Here is a 15,617-nt window from a genome sequence, read left to right as displayed (position 1 = left end):
TCGGCAGCTTCTGATGTGTATAAGAGACTGGCGTGTAGGGCCTCGGCAGCTGTGCGCGGTTGACGGGTCCCTGGACCCGTCAACCGCGCACGGGCGGCGAAGCCGCCTAGAACACGCGGCCGTGGCGGGAGCGGTCGCGCAGGGCCGCCGCCCGCCAGGTCAGCACCGGGTGGCTGGACAGGATGTTCACCAGCCAGGGGAAGAACCCGCGCTCGGTGCTCGCCCGGTTCGCCATCTCGTCGAAGCCGACCAGGCCCATCAGGTATTTGCCGGCGGCGAGCACCCCGATCGCCCCAGGCGCGCCGTGCGGTCGATTGCACAGCCCGTGGTTGTCGGCGGTGTACTCCTGAGCGCGCGACAGCGACGATCCGATCACCGGAATGTAGCTGGAGGCGAACATGCCGAGCTGCCGCCAGTAGGACGCGTGGCCCGCGGCGATGTGCCCGACCTCGTGTCCGATGATGAAGGCCAGCGCGTCGGGATTGCGTGCCTGGCCGCCGATCTCGAACAGGTCGCTGTAGACCACCACGTACCGCCGGAAGCCGTGACCGGAGGCGAACGCGTTGATCTGACCGTTGCCGAGGATGACGTAGCCGTCGGGCACCTGCGGCATGCCGAACCGGGCGGCCGCCTCGACCAGCATCCGGTAGCCGTCCGGGAACTGGGTCGGCGTCATCTTCACACCGTTGACGCGCTGCGAGGCGTACATCTGGCCGCGCGCGAGGAACAGCAGGATCGGCGCGAGCAGCACGAGCACCACCCAGGTGTCCAGCGTTCCCGACACGATCAACGCGATCGACACCAGGTAGGCCAGCGTGGTGGTCGCGATCGACAACACCAGCAGGGGAATCTCGAGCCAGTGCCGGATCGGCATTCCCCACGGCGAGAGCCCCCTGGCCGGCAGCATCTGCGGCGGCGGGAACCCCGGCGCCGGGTGGACGGGGGAGTGATGCACGACCGCGGGCGAGAACTGCTCCATGTGGACAGACCCTATTCGTGGTCGGGTCCGAGCTCGCCGCGCCGACCTGTCAGAATCGACACATGCGCGTATACCTAGGTGCCGACCACGCAGGCTTCGAGCTCAAGAACCAGATCAAGGACCATCTCACCGCGAACGGTCACGAGGCCGTGGACTGCGGCGCCCATGTGTACGACGCCGTGGACGACTACCCGGCGTTCTGCGTCGAGGCCGCGCGCCGAGTGGTCGAGGACGAGGGCAGCCTCGGCATCGTGCTCGGCGGCAGCGGAAACGGCGAGCAGATCGCCGCGAACAAGGTGCCAGGCGCCCGCTGCGCACTGGCGTGGAGCGTGGAGACCGCGCAGCTCGCGCGTCAGCACAACAAGGCTCAGCTGATCGGTATCGGCGGCCGGATGCACTCGCTCGAGGAGGCCCTGGCCATCGTCGACGCGTTCCTCGAGACGCCGTGGTCGGGCGAGGAGCGTCACCAGCGCCGCATCGACATCCTCTCGGAGTACGAGCGCACCGGCGTGCCGCCTGCACTGCCCGAGGCCTGAGTGCCTGAGGGCCACACACTTCACCGGCTCGCACGGGAGCACCAGCGACACTTCGCCGGTGCTCCCGTTCGCGTGTCCAGCCCGCAGGGCAGGTTCGAGTCCGGCGCCTCGAGCGTCGACGGCCGGGTCCTGGTCCGGGCCGAGGCGTGGGGCAAACACTTACTGCACCACTACGAGTCGGGGCTGATCGTGCACGTGCACCTCGGGCTGTACGGCAAGTTCACCGACCTCCCGCTGCCGATGGGCACGCCGGTGGGTCAGGTCCGGATGCGGATGGTCGGGGCCGAGATCGGCACCGATCTGCGCGGGCCGACAGCCTGCGAGATCTACGACGAGTCCCAGCTGCGCGCGCTGGAGGACCGGCTCGGTCCCGACCCGCTGCGACCCGACGCGGACCCGACGCGGGCTTGGCGTCGGATCTCCAAGTCGCAGACCGCGATCGGCGCGCTGCTGATGGATCAGCAGGTTCTGGCCGGCGTCGGCAACGTCTACCGTGCCGAGGTGCTGTTCCGGCACGAGATCAACCCGAACCGGTCGGGGGCGCAGCTGACCGCAGCGGAATGGGATGCCCTGTGGGGCGATCTCGTCGCGCTGATGAAGGTCGGTGTCCGACGCGGGAAGATGCACGTGGTGCGGCCCGAACACGACAACGGCGACCCCTCGTACGCGAAGGATCGCCCGCGGACCTACGTCTACCGGAGAGCCGGATCGGCGTGCCGCGTCTGCGGCACGCCGATCGCTCACTCGGTCATGAAGGCGCGCAACCTGTTCTGGTGCCCGACCTGCCAGACGGCCTGACCCGTCAGACAAGTTCGGCAGGGTTTCGCCCGTAAACCGGGTGAAACCCTGCCGAACTTCGTTGAACAGTCCTAGAAGCCGTCGAATCCGCCGAAGTCGCCGCCGAAGTCGCCCCCGCCGCCGAAGTCGCCGCCCGAGTCGCCCATGGCGCCGTACTCCTCGCCGCCGCCCATATCCTCGCCGCCGCCTTCGCCGCCCTCAGCACCGGCCTCGCCGCCGCCTTCGCCGCCCTGATCGCTGCCGTCGCCTTGGCCGTTCTCGAACTGCTGCGCGTCGTAGTTCACCCCGGCCATGCCGCTGAACATCGCGGAGAACAGGAACATCGAGCCGACGCCCCACGCACCCGCGACGAGTGCCGGCTTCCACCACGGCTCGGAGTACCAGCCCGCGGGGACGGGCCGACCCGCGACGCGACCGCCCGGGTAGTAGTTCGGGGTGCGCTGTGACGGGCTCGGTGAGGCCGAGACCTGGCGGCCCTCGAACTCGATGTCCCTGTTCTCGGTCACCTCGCCTGCGGAACGCTGGCCGTCGATGCTCGGAACCTCGGGGCCGGGGTCCATTCCCATCGCGGTGCGTGCGGCACGGATGTAGTAGAGGCCCTCCAGTGCAGTCTGTTTCGCGAGTCGGGCCTGCGCCGGGCTGTTGGCCTGGTCGATCTGCGAGCCGGCCGCGATGTGGCGCTCGGACGCGTCGGCGAGAGCCTGCTTCGAGGCCATGTCGGTCCCGGTCAGGTTGTAGACCTGGCCGCCGAGTCGCTCGATGGCCTGGCGCGCGTCCGCCTTGGCGTCCTCGAGCTGGTTTGTGGTGTGGCCGACGGAGCGTTTCTGGCTTTTCATCACCAGGAACACGACGACACCGATGACGGCGAGGATCAATAGGAGTTCCACTTGCGGCCTTCCCGAAGGGACAAATCGGACGGTTCCCAGCCTACCGGCCATCCGGAGGTGTCCGCCTCCGCGGAGTTGCCGCCTCGATCCCGTCGCTCTAGCGGCCGCGCACCCGGTCGCCCTCGAGGGTTCGACGAATTGCGCTGGTGCCGAGCTCCATCATGGCGGCGGTGCGGTCCGCCAACGCATCAGGCAGCAGGTCCGCGACCCAGACGAATCGGGTGCGCCCATCGCTCTCGGCGAACACCTGGGCCGACGCGTTGTGGTGCTCGTACGGGCCGTCGACGACCGACCACGACAGCCGGCGGGCGTCCTCGTCGAGTGCGACCTTCCGTTCGCGAACCACCGAGCCGTCGCGGAAGGTCACGATCCGGTCGTCCCCGTCGATCCTGGTGTCCGTCACGAACCCGACGACCAGGCGCTCGTGCAAAGCGCCCCAGTCGCGGAGCGCATCCCAGGCGCGTTCGGGGGTGGTGTCGACGAGTGTTTCGGTGCGTATGTATGCCATGGCTCGAGCCTGCCCGCCCGGTGGTCGGATCGTCTTGAACATTCTTGCGGAGCGGTGTCGGTGCCCGGGCGTAGCGTTTCTGCCATGCAATCGGCGACGCGGATCGCGGAGCTGCCGCAGGTCAGCGCCTGGGCCGTGACCTGCGGCGGTGAGCACACGGCGTGGTCGCAGACGGAGTGCCGCGACGATCACCGGCTGGTGCTCGTGCGGGCGGGACGATTCCTGCGACGGGCGGACGGGGCGGAGTCGGTGCTGGACCGGACGACTGCGTACCTCGGCCGACCCGGCCAGGAAGAGCGGTTCGCACACCCGACAGGCGGCGACGTCTGCACCTCGATCGATATCGGCGCCGAGCTGTGGCACTCGATCGCAGGCGACGCCGCGACGCCGCGGGCGGCGGATATCTACGTCGACGCCCGGGTGGAGCTGTTGCATCGACGGTTGCTCGGCGTCGCGGGAAACGGAGACGCCCAGTTCGCACTCGCCGAAGAACTGGTGGGCCTCGTCGCGGAGATCGCTCCGCGCGTCTCGAGCGGCGCGGTGCCGACGCGGATCCGGTCCGGCGCGCGCGGTCGTGCGCTGGCAGCCACAGCCCGGGCGGCGATCCTCGACGACGCCCCTGCGTCGGTCGGCCTGATTCCGCTGGCCGACGCCCTGGCGGTGTCGCCATTCCTGTTGAGCCGCACCTTCACTGCGGTCACCGGCGTCTCCCTCACCCGCTACCGCAACCGGGTTCGGGTCGGCCGGGCGCTGGCGCGGCTCGAGGACGGGGAGCGGGACCTCGCCGGGCTGGCCACGGATCTCGGGTTCGCCGACCAGGCCCACCTGACCAGGACGATGCGGGCACACGTGGGTCGGACGCCGACCGCGGTCCGAGCGCTGCTGTCGACCTGACGGGCATGCGGTCGGAGACCCCACTGTCGGTGCCGGATGCGAACATGTGTTCGTGTCCGATCGTGCCTGGTTTCCCCCGCCGCAGCCCGCCGAGCCGACCCTGGAGCAGGGCCGGGCCGACGCCACGATCCTGCATGCGGATCTCGACGCCTTCTACGCCTCGGTCGAGCAGCGCGACGATCCCTCGCTGCGGGGCCGGCCGGTCATCGTGGGTGGGGGAGTCGTGCTCGCCGCCAGCTACGAGGCGAAGGCCTACGGAGTCCAGACGGCAGGCAGTGGCGCGCAGGCGCTGCGGCTGTGTCCGCAGGCGGTGGTGGTCCCGCCGCGGATGTCCGCGTACGCGGAGGCGAGCCGGGCGGTATTCGAGGTTTTCAGGCAGACGACCCCGCTCGTCGAGGGTGTGTCGATCGACGAGGCGTTCCTCGACGTCGGGGGATTGCGGCGGGTCTCTGGTAGCCCGGTCGAGATCGCGTCCCGGCTGCGCGCCGACGTCCGCGAGAAGGTCGGACTGCCGATCACGGTCGGGATCGCCAGGACCAAGTTCCTGGCCAAGGTGGCCAGCGCGGTGGGCAAGCCCGACGGGCTGCTGCTCGTCCCGTCGGACCGTGAGTTGGAGTTCCTGCACCCGCTGCCGGTCGAGCGGCTGTGGGGCGTCGGTGCGGTCACGTCGCGCAAACTCCGCGACTACGGCATCGGGACGGTCGGCCAGATGGCCGTGCTGCCGGAACGCGAGCTGATGGCCGTGGTGGGTCAGGCGGCAGGCCGCCACCTGCACGCGCTGGCCTGGGCGAGGGACCCGCGGCGCGTGCAGACCGGACGTCGCCGCCGCTCGATCGGCGCGCAGCACGCCCTCGGCCGTCGGCCCAGGACTCTCGATGAGATCGACGCGACCGTCGGCGCGTTGGTGGACCGGGTGGTCCGCCGTCTCCGCGCGGCGGGATGTGTCTGTCGCACGGTGGTGTTGCGGATGCGGTTCGCGGACTTCACCCGCGCCACCCGTTCGCTCACCCTGCCGCAGGCGACCGCGCGCACCGAGACGGTCCGGTCCGCGGTGCGCGCCCTGCTCGCGCAGGTCCGGTCCCTGATTCTCGGGCAGGGGTTGACGCTGGTCGGCGTCGCGCTGACCAACCTCGACCGGGACGGCGCCGAGCAGTTGGCGCTGCCGTTCGAGCCCGAGACCACGGCGGTGGACCGCGCGGTCCGCGACGCCACGGCCCTGGACACCGCACTCGACTCGGTGCGCGACAGGTTCGGTTCGGTCGCCGTCACGCGGGCGGCAATGCTCGGGAAGGACCGCGGCGACACCGTCCCGATCCTTCCCGAGTGAACGGCCGCGTCAGGCGGTCGCGGCCGCGTTCAGCTGCTCGAGGGTGCCGGTCGCCTCGAGGTACTCCTGCACCCAGCGCTCGATGACCGCCGAGGTCTTCTCGACCTTGGCGAACTGGCCGACGACCTGACCCACCGGGTTGAAGGCGACGTCGACGGTCTCGTCCGGGTATTTGTGGGTGGCGGCGACGGCCATACCGGAGACCATGTACTGCAGCGGCATGCCGAGCGGCTCCGGGTTGCCCTCCTTCTCCCAGGCCTCGGTCCAGTCGTTGCGCAGCATCCGGCAGGGCTTGCCGGTGAACGATCGGCTGCGGACGGTGTCGCGGCTGGACGCGTCGATGTACGCCTGCTGCTGGACGGTGGTGTTCTCCGCCTCCTCGACCATCAGCCACTGCGAGCCGGACCAGGCGCCCTGCGCGCCCATCGCCAGCGCCGCTGCGATCTGCTGGCCGCTGCCGATGCCGCCCGCGGCGAGCACCGGGACCGGGGCGACCTCCTTGACGACCTGCGGCCACAACACGATCGAGCCGACCTCGCCGCAGTGGCCGCCGCCCTCGCCGCCCTGCGCGATGATGATGTCCACGCCTGCGTCCGCGTGCTTGCGCGCCTGGTACGGCGAGCCGCACAGTGCCGCGACCTTGCGTCCCGCCTGATGGATGTGGTCGATCATGTCGGCCGGCGGGGTGCCGAGTGCGTTCGCGATCAGGGTGACCTTCGGGTGCTGCAGCGCTACCTCGACCTGCGGGGTGGCCGTGGCCTCGGTCCAGCCCAGAAGTTGCAACGCGTTCTCGCTGCCGTCGTCGGGCAGCGGCACCCCGTGGTCGGTCAGGATCTTGCGGCCGAACTCGAGGGTCTCCTTGGGGACCATGTTCTGCAGCATCGTGGTGAGTTCGTCCGCGGACAGGTTCGAGTCCATGCCCTCGTACTTGTTCGGGATGACGATGTCGACGCCGTACGGATGGTCGCCGATGTGCGCATCGATCCAGTTCAGCTCGATTTCGAGCTCCTCGGGCGTGAACCCGACCGCGCCGAGCACGCCGAAGCCGCCTGCCTTGCTGACGGCAACCACGACGTCGCGGCAATGGGTGAACGCGAAGATGGGGAACTCGATGCCGAGTTCGTCGCAAAGAGGGGTGTGCATGCGGAATTCCTTCACTGGGGCGGCGACAGACTGAAACAAGTTGCACCCTAGTTGGAGCGGGTCTGACGCGGGGTCGTCTACCGATTTCCGGATGAAGTTCGCCCGAGGCCGGCCCGGAACACGACAAAGCCCCCCACCTGTCAGACCAGGTGAGGGGCTTTGGGTGGCCGATCGGCCGAAGTGAGGGGATGACGGGAATCGAACCCGCATCATCTGCTTGGAAGGCAGAGGCTTTACCACTAAGCTACATCCCCGTGCATACGACAACTTGGGATCGCCATCGATGTCGTCTGCGTTGAGAGACTGTACCCAACCCCGTTCCGGATTCGCCAATCGGGTGGCCGGGAGTTCGCCAGATCGGGTGGCCGGGAATTCGTCGAACGGGTGCCCGTAGGATTCACCTTTGGCGGCAGCCGCGCGGTTCTCCCGCGCGGTCGCCGTGTGCGGACCTAACGGGGTGTAGCGCAGCTTGGTAGCGCATCCGCTTTGGGAGCGGAGGGTCGCAGGTTCAAATCCTGTCACCCCGACCAGGGACAACGTCATAACAGCGCGGAACTGAAGATCAGGGCCGCGACGCAACGAGTAAGACCATACGAAGGAGCATGTCCGTGAAGAGCACCGTCGAGCAGCTGAGCCCGACGCGGGTCCGTATCAACGTTGAGGTGCCCTTCGAGGAGCTCAAGCCCGATTTCGACAAGGCGTACAAGGCCCTCGCGCAGCAGATCCGTCTCCCCGGCTTCCGTCCGGGTAAGGCTCCGGCCAAGCTGCTCGAGGCCCGCGTCGGTCGCGGCGCCGTGCTCGAGCAGGTCGTCAACGACACCCTTCCCGCTCGCTACTCCGAGGCTGTGACCACCGCAGGCGTCAAGGCGATCGGCCAGCCGGAGATCGACATCACCAAGATCGAGGACGGCGAGCTGCTCGCGTTCACCGCCGAGGTGGACGTCCGCCCCGAGATCGACCTGCCCGACTACAGCACCCTCGCTGTCACCGTCGACCCCGTCGAGATCGCCGACGACGCCGTGGACGAGCAGCTGCTGTCGCTGCGTCAGCGCTTCGGCACCCTCACCGGTGTCGAGCGCGCCGTGCAGGACGGCGACTTCGTGTCGATCGACCTGTCGGCCGCCATCGACGGCGAGGCCGTCCCGGAGGCCACCGCTTCGGGTCTGTCCCACGAGGTCGGCTCGGGCCAGCTGATCGAGGGTCTCGACGAGGCGATCGTCGGCCTCAAGGCCGGCGAGTCCAAGGACTTCACCACCAAGCTCGTCGCCGGTGAGCACGCCGACCAGGACGCGGTCGTCACCGTCACCGTCGGCTCCGTCAAGGAGCGCGAGCTGCCCGAGGCCGACGACGAGTTCGCCCAGATGGCGAGCGAGTTCGACACCCTCGATGCGCTGAAGGACGACCTGCGCGAGCGGGTCGGCCGGGTCGCCAAGGTCGAGCAGGCCGGTCAGATCCGCGACAAGGTCCTCGAGACGCTGCTCGAGACCATCGAGGTCCCGCTGCCCGAGACCGTGGTCAAGGCCGAGGTCGACGCGCAGCTGCACGAGGCCGTGCACGGCCTCGACCACGACGAGGAGCAGCTCAACGCCCTCCTCGAGTCGCAGGGCACCACCCGTGAGCAGTTCGACAAGGACGCCACCGAGGCCGCCGAGAAGTCCGTGAAGACCCAGCTGCTGCTCGATGCGATCGCGGACGCCGCGGGCACCGAGGTCGGACAGCAGGAGCTGACCGAGCGGATCATCTTCCAGGCCCAGCGCTACGGCATCTCTCCTGACCAGTTCATCCAGCAGGTCCAGCAGGCGGGCCAGCTCGGCGCCGTGTTCGCCGACGTGCGCCGCGGCAAGGCGCTCGCGACCGTCGTCGACCAGGTGGCCGTCACCGACACCACCGGCGCGACCGTCGACACGGCGGAGCTGTTCGGCACCGCGGAGGCCGACGAGGCCGAGGGCGCGGACGAGAGCTAGATTTCACGCCAATAGCGAACAGGGACGGCACCGGGACTCCGGGGCCGTCCCTGTTCGTTAGTGTCAGTGTCAAGAACAAACGAATTCAGTTATGGAGAAGGCAGGTACCGTGACTTCACAGAACCCGGGGGCTTCGTTGGGCCCCGCCATGACTTCAGCCACCTCTGGTCTGAATCTCAGCGACTCGGTGTTCGAGCGCCTCCTTCGGGAACGCATCATCTTCCTCGGTACCCAGGTCGACGACGACATCGCGAACAAGCTGTGCGCGCAGATCCTGCTGCTCTCGGCCGAGGACCCGACCAGGGACATCTCCCTCTACATCAACTCGCCCGGCGGTTCGGTGACCGCTGGCATGGCGATCTTCGACACCATGCAGTTCGCCGAGTGCGACATCGCGACCTTCGGCATGGGCCTGGCCGCCTCGATGGGTCAGTTCCTGCTCTCCGCGGGCACCAAGGGTAAGCGCTACGCCCTGCCGCACGCGCGGATCATGATGCACCAGCCGTCGGCGGGCATCGGTGGTTCGGCGAGCGACATCGCGATCATGGCCGAGCAGTTCAAGCACACGAAGCGCGAGATGGCCGAGCTGATCGCGGAGCACACCGGCCAGACAGTCGAGCGGATCAACACCGACTCCGACCGTGACCGCTGGTTCACGGCAACAGAGGCGCTCGAGTACGGCTTCGTCGACCACGTCATCTCCCGCGCGCGGCAGGCAGGCGGAACCGGCAGCAACTAGCCGAACCCGCCCAGACGCACCTCACCCTTTGGAGAACTGATGACCAACCTGTTTGATCCCCGTGCCGTGGGGGGCCAGGCCCCCGCCGGACCTCAGAGCCGCTACATCCTGCCCTCCTTCATCGAGCACTCCAGCTACGGAGTGAAGGAGTCGAACCCGTACAACAAGCTGTTCGAGGAGCGCATCATCTTCCTCGGCGTGCAGGTCGACGACGCCTCGGCGAACGACGTCATGGCCCAGCTTCTGGTGCTCGAGTCGCTCGACCCCGACCGCGACATCACGATGTACATCAACTCGCCGGGTGGCTCGTTCACCTCGCTGATGGCGATCTACGACACCATGCAGTACGTCCGCGCCGACATCACCACGGTCTGCCTCGGGCAGGCCGCGTCCGCGGCGGCGGTGCTCCTCGCGGCGGGCACCCCTGGTAAGCGTCTCGCGCTGCCGAATGCGCGCGTGCTGATCCACCAGCCGTCCACCGGCGGCATTCAGGGTCAGGTCTCCGACCTGGAGATCCAGGCCGCCGAGATCGAGCGGATGCGCCGGCTCATGGAGGCGACGCTGAGCAAGCACACCGGCAAGGACGCCGAGGTGATCCGCAAGGACACCGATCGCGACAAGATCCTCACGGCCGCGGAGGCCAAGGAATACGGGATCATCGACGACGTGTTGGAGTACAGGAAGCTCTCCGCCCAGAAGTAGTCGTCGGCCTCCTGGCCGACGGGAGTCGGTTCGGCTCCGCGACACGCCGCGTTCGCAGGGATGCGGCGGGTCGGGGAGCCGACCGGTCAGGCTGAGACCCCCGGTCGGAATCGGAGTGGCACGGTCGTCGAAGTTTCGCCCCGGCTGCGCGTCGAGTCGAATCATCGGCAACAGGTCGACCTCGTTCCGGAACTACGGGTACGGTCACATCAGGGGCTTTGTCCGCCGCCCAGAGATGTGGGTCGCGAAGACCACATGCGGGGCGGGGGACGGTCACCACGCTGAGAAGGAAGTAGGGACCTGACGAGATGGCACGCATCGGTGACGGCGGCGACCTGCTGAAGTGCTCATTCTGCGGCAAGAGTCAGAAGCAGGTGAAGAAGCTCATCGCGGGACCAGGGGTCTATATCTGCGATGAATGCATCGACCTGTGCAACGAGATCATCGAAGAAGAGCTGGCCGAGTCGAGCGAGGTCAAGCTCGACGAGTTGCCCAAGCCCGCCGAGATCCGAGACTTCCTCGAGAACTACGTGATCGGTCAGGACGCGGCCAAGCGCACCCTGGCGGTCGCGGTCTACAACCACTACAAGCGCATCCAGGCAGGCGACAAGGGTCGCGACGCCCGCGGCGAGACCGTGGAGCTGGCCAAGTCGAACATCCTCATGCTCGGCCCGACCGGCTGTGGCAAGACCTATCTCGCGCAGACGCTGGCGAAGATGCTGAACGTGCCGTTCGCCATCGCCGACGCGACCGCGCTGACCGAGGCGGGCTATGTCGGCGAGGATGTCGAGAACATCCTGCTCAAGCTGATCCAGGCCGCGGACTACGACGTCAAGCGCGCCGAGACCGGCATCATCTACATCGACGAGGTCGACAAGATCGCCCGCAAGAGCGAGAACCCGTCGATCACCCGGGACGTGTCCGGCGAGGGCGTGCAGCAGGCGTTGCTGAAGATCCTCGAGGGCACCCAGGCGAGCGTGCCGCCGCAGGGTGGGCGCAAGCACCCGCATCAGGAATTCATCCAGATCGATACCACCAACGTGCTGTTCATCGTGGCGGGTGCGTTCGCGGGCCTGGAGCGGATCGTCTCCGACCGGGTCGGCAAGCGCGGCATCGGTTTCGGGGCGGAGGTGCGCTCGAAGGCGGAACTGGACACCCAGGACCACTTCGCCGAGGTGATGCCCGAGGACCTGATCAAGTTCGGCCTGATCCCGGAGTTCATCGGCCGCCTGCCGGTCGTGGCATCGGTGACCAGCCTGGACAAGGAATCCCTCGTGCAGATTCTGTCCGAGCCGAAGAATGCCCTGGTCAAGCAGTACACGCGACTGTTCGACATGGACGGTGTGGAACTCGAGTTCTCCACGGATGCGCTCGAGGCCGTCGCGGATCAGGCGATCCTGCGCGGTACCGGCGCCCGCGGTCTGCGCGCGATCATGGAAGAGGTCCTGCTGCCGGTGATGTACGACATCCCGAGCCGCGACGACGTCGCCAAGGTGGTCGTGACGGCCGAGACCGTCAATGACAACGTGCTGCCGACCATCGTCCCGCGCAAGCCCGAGCGGCCAGAACGACGCGACAAGTCGGCGTAGTCGATCCGCAATGACACGAGAACGGCCGGTGGGAATGATCCCACCGGCCGTTCTCTTTTCTGTCGGTGCCGGCGCGAGATAGCCTGTCCCGCATGGCGACCGCAGGCCCGATCCTTGTGCTCAACGGACCCAACCTGAACCTGCTCGGGCAGCGGCAACCCGACGTGTACGGGTCCGCCACCCTCGACGACGTGGTGGCGCTGTGCCGTGAGGCCGCCGCCGGGTTCGGACGGGAGGTCGACGCGCGGCAGTCCAATCACGAAGGCGTGCTGATCGATTGGATCCACGAGGCGCGCGAGGGCGCATCCGGTGTGGTGATCAATCCGGGTGGGTACTCGCACACCTCGGTGGCGCTGCGCGACGCCCTGGCCACTCTCGAGGTGCCTGTGGTGGAGGTGCACATCAGCAACATTCACGGTCGCGAGGATTTCCGCGACCGATCGCTGGTGTCGCCGGTAGTCGACGGCGTGGTGTGCGGTCTCGGCGTGGAGGGCTACCGCGCAGCCGTCGAGTGGCTCTGCCGGCTGCAGCGGGGGTCAGGCGGCGACGTCGCCGAGCGAGGCGATCGCCGCACGTAGCCGGGTGGTGGCCTCCGCGGCGACGGCCTCGAGCGCGGGTTCGCCCGTGACCTGCACCATCAGTTCGGGATTCATCGCCTCCACGATGACGCCGCTAGCGACTGCTTGCAGGTCGCTCGAAACGACACCGCCGTCGGAATCGGAATCGGAATCGGCGCGAACGATCACGTTGCACGGCAACAGCAGCCCGATCTGCCGGTTGATGGTGACCGCTCGGTGAGCGAGCGGCGGGTTGCACGCGCCGAGGATCAGGTAGTCCCCGATGTCCTCGTCGAGCTTCGCCTTGAGGGTGGCGCGCATGTCGATCTCGGTGAGCACGCCGAAGCCCTGTTCCTGCAGTGCGATTCGGGTCCTCGCGACCGCGTCGGCGAAGGAGGTCCGCAGTGTCGTAGACAGTGCCAGGTTCATGAGTTGACTCCGTTCTGGAGGGTGTCGTCGAGTCGTTTGAGGCCAAGGCGCTGCATCAGCAGGCTCGCCGGGCACCATCCGACTGCCGAGTAGAGGAGCAGGTTCGCGGCGACGAAACCGGTGAGGATCAACCACCACGACGAGAACGCGAGGGTGAGCGCGACGCTGACCAGGACAATGGCGCCTGCGAGGAGCGGAACCAGTCTCTCGACCGTCCATCCGCGGTGGCGGGGAAGCGTTGTCATGCGAGATTCCTTCCGTGACACTGAGGCAATTATACCTATAGGGGTATACGCGTGGGCGTGAGATCGCCCACGCGCATACCGTCGGGTCAGCCGTGCGAGAAGCTGATGTTCGGCAGGATCCGTCGCAGCCAGGCGGGGGACCACCAGGCTGCGTGTCCGGTCAGGCGCAGCAGCACCGGCAGCAGGATGAGCCGGATCAGGACCGCGTCGAGCAGGACGGCGACGCCGAGGATGATGCCCATCTCCTTCGGCGGAAGCGGATCGGAGAGCGCGAAGGTGAAGAACACCGCCACCATGACCGCCGCCGCGGCGAGGATGACCCGCCCCGAGTGCGCGAGGCCCTCCACCTGAGCCGTTTTCGGGTCACCTGACCTCTCGTACTGTTCCTTCGCGGTGGCGAGCAGGAACACCGTGTAGTCCATCGCGATGGCGAAGATCATCGCGAAGAAGAACACCGGCCCCCATCCGTCGAGGAATCCCTGCGGGGTGAATCCGAGCAGGCTCGCCCCGTGTCCGTCCTGGAAGATCAGCTTGGCCACCCCGAACGCCGCTGCGGTCGAGAGCAGGCTCACCACCGTGCCCAGGAGCGCGATCAACGGAGCCTGCAGCGCGACCAACAGCAGCACGAATCCGAGGACCAGGATGATGCCGATGATCAGCGGCAGGTAGTCGTTCAGCGCCTGCTGCAGATCGAGATTCTCGGCAGGCGCGCCGCCCACCAGCGCGTGCTCGGGCAGGTCCGAACGCAGCTGGGTGAGGATCGAGCCCATTGCCTCGTCGGAGGGGTCGACGCTCGGGATCGCCTGCAGCATCACGTAATCGGAACCGTCCATCGCCTGCTGCGGCGGGGTGACCATCGCGATCCCGTCGACTCCGGCTGCGGCGGTCGCGGTCGCGTCGGCGTCGACGGCCGGTGCGACGATCTGCAGCATTCCGGGCGCGCCCTCGCCCAGCTGTTCCTGGACGAGTTCGTAACCCTGCCGGACGGGCGCGTCGGTGGGGACCACCTCGATGGAGGGCATCGCCACCTTCAGGCCGAGCACGGGGAGGGACAGTGCGATCAGCACCAGGAGCGAGCCGATCGCGAACGGCCATGGGTGCTTGTGCAGCAGATTGCCCCACGCGGCGAAGCGTGGGGAGCGGTGCTGCTGCCGCTTGGCGTACGGGAGCGAGCCTGCGTTGACCTTGCTGCCGAGCTTGCCGAGCACCGCCGGGAGCAGGGTCAGCGTGGCCGCGAGGACGAAGGTGACGGCGAGCATGATGCCGACGGCCATCGTCCGCACCGCGGGGGCGGGGACCAGTAGCACGGCGGACAGGCTCACCAGCACGGTCAGCCCCGACAGCACGACGGCCTTGCCCGCGGTGTCCATCGTCTCGGCGACGGCCGCACGTGGGTCACCGGTCTTGCTCAGTGCGTCCCGGAACCGGGAGACGATGAACAGGGCGTAGTCGATGCCGAGGGCGAGCGCGAACATCATGGCGAAGTTCATGGCCCACACGGAGATCGGCGTGACGGCGTTGAGCAGCACCAGCCCGCCCGCGGACGCGATCAGACCCGCCATGGTCAGCAGCAGCGGCAGTCCCGCCGCGACCAGCGACCCGAACGCCAGCACCATGATCGCGAGCGTCACCGGCCAGGAGAGCATCTCGGCCTGGATCATCGCGTCGTGATTGGCCTTGTTGAAGTCGCTCCACAGCGCCGACGCGCCGGTGGGGTAGACCTCGATCTCGTCCGTGGACAGCGCGCCCAGTTCGCCCTTGAGTTCGTCGACGGCCTTGACCATGTCGTCGGTACCGGCGTTCGCACCCGCGATCAGGATTCCGGTGTGTCCGTCCGGGCTGATGGACATGCCGGGCTGCGGGGCGATGATCTCGCCGAACCGCTGATCGCCCGCGAACGCCGCGGTGGCGTCGGCGAGGACCTGCTGCACCTCCGGGTCGGCGACCATCAGGGAGTCCGAGTGCACGACGACCTGCACCGCGGCGGAGGAGTTGCCCCCGAAGTGTTCCTGCGCGAGCTCGCGGACCTGCACGGATTCCGAGCCGTTGGCCTGCCAGCCGGCACCCGCCAGTGACGTGAACACCGACGGCGCGGCGGCGCCGAGCGCGACCAGTGCGATCAGCCAGATGCCGAACACCCACCGTGCCCGCCCGACCATCGCCGCGCCCAGCCGGCCCAGGATGCCGCCGGTTTCCGCGTTCGCGGGCGCCGTGCCGCCGCTCTCCTGCAATGCCGAGCGGTCGTCCACCTCGGCTGTGGTGCTTCTCATGCGACTCTCCTCGATATGCCCTGGGGGGTATCTGTCCGATGGGATCAACC

Annotated in this window: 16 protein-coding genes and 2 tRNA genes; 10 read left to right on the top strand and 8 right to left on the bottom strand. The window is 68.1% G+C overall.

Going from position 1 to position 15,617, the window contains the following annotated elements:
- Positions 1–106: 106 nt before the first annotated feature.
- The gene (locus ACFXMV_RS11950) at positions 107–979 is read right to left on the bottom strand and encodes a M48 family metallopeptidase (protein ID WP_378502241.1); all 873 of its coding nucleotides are present in this window, start codon (positions 977–979) and stop codon (positions 107–109) included.
- Positions 980–1,041: 62 nt separating this feature from the next.
- Here ACFXMV_RS11950 and ACFXMV_RS11945 point away from each other — a divergent pair, with 62 nt between their 5' ends.
- Positions 1,042–1,515: a ribose-5-phosphate isomerase gene (locus tag ACFXMV_RS11945; RefSeq protein WP_077042121.1), complete on the top strand. Its 474-nt coding sequence runs from the start codon at positions 1,042–1,044 to the stop codon at positions 1,513–1,515.
- Complete coding sequence (locus ACFXMV_RS11940; RefSeq protein ID WP_378503032.1) at positions 1,516–2,313, top strand: Fpg/Nei family DNA glycosylase; 798 nt, start codon at positions 1,516–1,518, stop codon at positions 2,311–2,313. It abuts the gene before it with no gap.
- 71 nt (positions 2,314–2,384) lie between these two features.
- Here ACFXMV_RS11940 and ACFXMV_RS11935 read toward each other — a convergent pair whose 3' ends face one another.
- Both ACFXMV_RS11935 and ACFXMV_RS11930 read right to left on the bottom strand, forming a co-directional pair.
- Positions 2,385–3,200, bottom strand: a complete 816-nt coding sequence (locus ACFXMV_RS11935; RefSeq protein WP_378501877.1) for a DUF1542 domain-containing protein — start codon at positions 3,198–3,200, stop codon at positions 2,385–2,387.
- Positions 3,201–3,297: 97 nt separating this feature from the next.
- A complete protein-coding gene (locus ACFXMV_RS11930) occupies positions 3,298–3,708 on the bottom strand; it encodes an SRPBCC family protein (protein WP_378501876.1) in 411 nt (136 codons plus the stop codon).
- Between the two features lie 84 nt (positions 3,709–3,792).
- Between ACFXMV_RS11930 and ACFXMV_RS11925 the strand changes: the two genes are divergently transcribed.
- Positions 3,793–4,602 carry a helix-turn-helix domain-containing protein gene (locus tag ACFXMV_RS11925; protein ID WP_378501875.1) on the top strand — a complete coding sequence of 270 codons (810 nt, stop codon included), beginning with the start codon at positions 3,793–3,795 and terminating at the stop codon, positions 4,600–4,602.
- A gap of 46 nt (positions 4,603–4,648) precedes the next feature.
- Positions 4,649–5,929, top strand: coding sequence for a DNA polymerase IV (gene dinB, locus ACFXMV_RS11920; RefSeq protein ID WP_378503031.1), 1,281 nt, complete (start codon positions 4,649–4,651; stop codon positions 5,927–5,929).
- Positions 5,930–5,938: 9 nt separating this feature from the next.
- Here dinB and ACFXMV_RS11915 read toward each other — a convergent pair whose 3' ends face one another.
- Positions 5,939–7,072: a nitronate monooxygenase gene (locus ACFXMV_RS11915; RefSeq protein WP_378501850.1), complete on the bottom strand. Its 1,134-nt coding sequence runs from the start codon at positions 7,070–7,072 to the stop codon at positions 5,939–5,941.
- A 183-nt stretch (positions 7,073–7,255) separates the two neighbouring features.
- Positions 7,256–7,326: transfer RNA gene (locus tag ACFXMV_RS11910), tRNA-Gly, on the bottom strand.
- 199 nt (positions 7,327–7,525) lie between these two features.
- On the opposite strand from ACFXMV_RS11910, the gene ACFXMV_RS11905 reads away from it, so the two are divergent.
- The 6 genes from ACFXMV_RS11905 to aroQ all read left to right on the top strand — a co-directional run bounded on the left by ACFXMV_RS11905 (position 7,526) and on the right by aroQ (position 12,644).
- A tRNA-Pro gene (locus tag ACFXMV_RS11905) sits at positions 7,526–7,602 on the top strand.
- A gap of 78 nt (positions 7,603–7,680) precedes the next feature.
- A complete protein-coding gene (tig, locus tag ACFXMV_RS11900; protein ID WP_378501851.1) occupies positions 7,681–9,036 on the top strand; it encodes a trigger factor in 1,356 nt (451 codons plus the stop codon).
- Between the two features lie 91 nt (positions 9,037–9,127).
- Positions 9,128–9,775 (top strand): ATP-dependent Clp protease proteolytic subunit, encoded by a 648-nt coding sequence (locus tag ACFXMV_RS11895; RefSeq protein ID WP_378502442.1) that lies wholly within the window; start codon positions 9,128–9,130, stop codon positions 9,773–9,775.
- A 39-nt stretch (positions 9,776–9,814) separates the two neighbouring features.
- Entirely contained in the window at positions 9,815–10,477 is a 663-nt protein-coding gene (locus ACFXMV_RS11890; protein WP_378503030.1) for an ATP-dependent Clp protease proteolytic subunit, read from the top strand.
- Between the two features lie 308 nt (positions 10,478–10,785).
- Positions 10,786–12,066: an ATP-dependent Clp protease ATP-binding subunit ClpX gene (gene clpX / locus ACFXMV_RS11885; RefSeq protein ID WP_378500997.1), complete on the top strand. Its 1,281-nt coding sequence runs from the start codon at positions 10,786–10,788 to the stop codon at positions 12,064–12,066.
- Positions 12,067–12,158: 92 nt separating this feature from the next.
- Positions 12,159–12,644, top strand: coding sequence for a type II 3-dehydroquinate dehydratase (aroQ, locus tag ACFXMV_RS11880; protein WP_378500996.1), 486 nt, complete (start codon positions 12,159–12,161; stop codon positions 12,642–12,644).
- On the opposite strand, the gene ACFXMV_RS11875 is transcribed toward aroQ, so the two are convergent.
- The 3 genes from ACFXMV_RS11875 to ACFXMV_RS11865 form a co-directional block, all read right to left on the bottom strand.
- Positions 12,603–13,052 carry a DUF302 domain-containing protein gene (locus ACFXMV_RS11875; RefSeq protein ID WP_378500995.1) on the bottom strand — a complete coding sequence of 150 codons (450 nt, stop codon included), beginning with the start codon at positions 13,050–13,052 and terminating at the stop codon, positions 12,603–12,605. The two genes, aroQ and ACFXMV_RS11875, sit on opposite strands and share 42 nt — an antisense overlap.
- A complete protein-coding gene (locus tag ACFXMV_RS11870; protein ID WP_378500994.1) occupies positions 13,049–13,297 on the bottom strand; it encodes a DUF2892 domain-containing protein in 249 nt (82 codons plus the stop codon). The genes ACFXMV_RS11875 and ACFXMV_RS11870 overlap by 4 nt, the downstream gene beginning before the upstream one ends.
- Positions 13,298–13,383: 86 nt before the next feature.
- A complete protein-coding gene (locus ACFXMV_RS11865) occupies positions 13,384–15,567 on the bottom strand; it encodes an MMPL family transporter (protein WP_378500993.1) in 2,184 nt (727 codons plus the stop codon).
- Positions 15,568–15,617 lie beyond the last annotated feature (50 nt).

This window comes from Rhodococcus sp. NPDC059179, assembly GCF_042754885.1.
In the GTDB taxonomy this organism is placed as follows: domain Bacteria; phylum Actinomycetota; class Actinomycetes; order Mycobacteriales; family Mycobacteriaceae; genus Rhodococcus_G.
The sequence above is the reverse complement of the archived record's forward strand: the minus strand, read 5'-3'. Positions and strand labels throughout refer to the sequence as shown.

What these genes read in the sequence shown, in the direction of transcription:
- ACFXMV_RS11950 (WP_378502241.1), bottom strand. Translation starts at nt 979, where the DNA reads ATGGAGCAGTTCTCGCCCGCGGTCGTGCATCACTCCCCCGTCCACCCG.
- ACFXMV_RS11945 (WP_077042121.1), top strand. Translation starts at nt 1,042, where the DNA reads ATGCGCGTATACCTAGGTGCCGACCACGCAGGCTTCGAGCTCAAGAAC.
- ACFXMV_RS11930 (WP_378501876.1), bottom strand. Translation starts at nt 3,708, where the DNA reads ATGGCATACATACGCACCGAAACACTCGTCGACACCACCCCCGAACGC.
- ACFXMV_RS11925 (WP_378501875.1), top strand. Translation starts at nt 3,793, where the DNA reads ATGCAATCGGCGACGCGGATCGCGGAGCTGCCGCAGGTCAGCGCCTGG.
- ACFXMV_RS11915 (WP_378501850.1), bottom strand. Translation starts at nt 7,072, where the DNA reads ATGCACACCCCTCTTTGCGACGAACTCGGCATCGAGTTCCCCATCTTC.
- ACFXMV_RS11895 (WP_378502442.1), top strand. Translation starts at nt 9,128, where the DNA reads ATGGAGAAGGCAGGTACCGTGACTTCACAGAACCCGGGGGCTTCGTTG.
- ACFXMV_RS11890 (WP_378503030.1), top strand. Translation starts at nt 9,815, where the DNA reads ATGACCAACCTGTTTGATCCCCGTGCCGTGGGGGGCCAGGCCCCCGCC.
- clpX (WP_378500997.1), top strand. Translation starts at nt 10,786, where the DNA reads ATGGCACGCATCGGTGACGGCGGCGACCTGCTGAAGTGCTCATTCTGC.
- aroQ (WP_378500996.1), top strand. Translation starts at nt 12,159, where the DNA reads ATGGCGACCGCAGGCCCGATCCTTGTGCTCAACGGACCCAACCTGAAC.
- ACFXMV_RS11875 (WP_378500995.1), bottom strand. Translation starts at nt 13,052, where the DNA reads ATGAACCTGGCACTGTCTACGACACTGCGGACCTCCTTCGCCGACGCG.
- ACFXMV_RS11870 (WP_378500994.1), bottom strand. Translation starts at nt 13,297, where the DNA reads ATGACAACGCTTCCCCGCCACCGCGGATGGACGGTCGAGAGACTGGTT.
- ACFXMV_RS11865 (WP_378500993.1), bottom strand. Translation starts at nt 15,567, where the DNA reads ATGAGAAGCACCACAGCCGAGGTGGACGACCGCTCGGCATTGCAGGAG.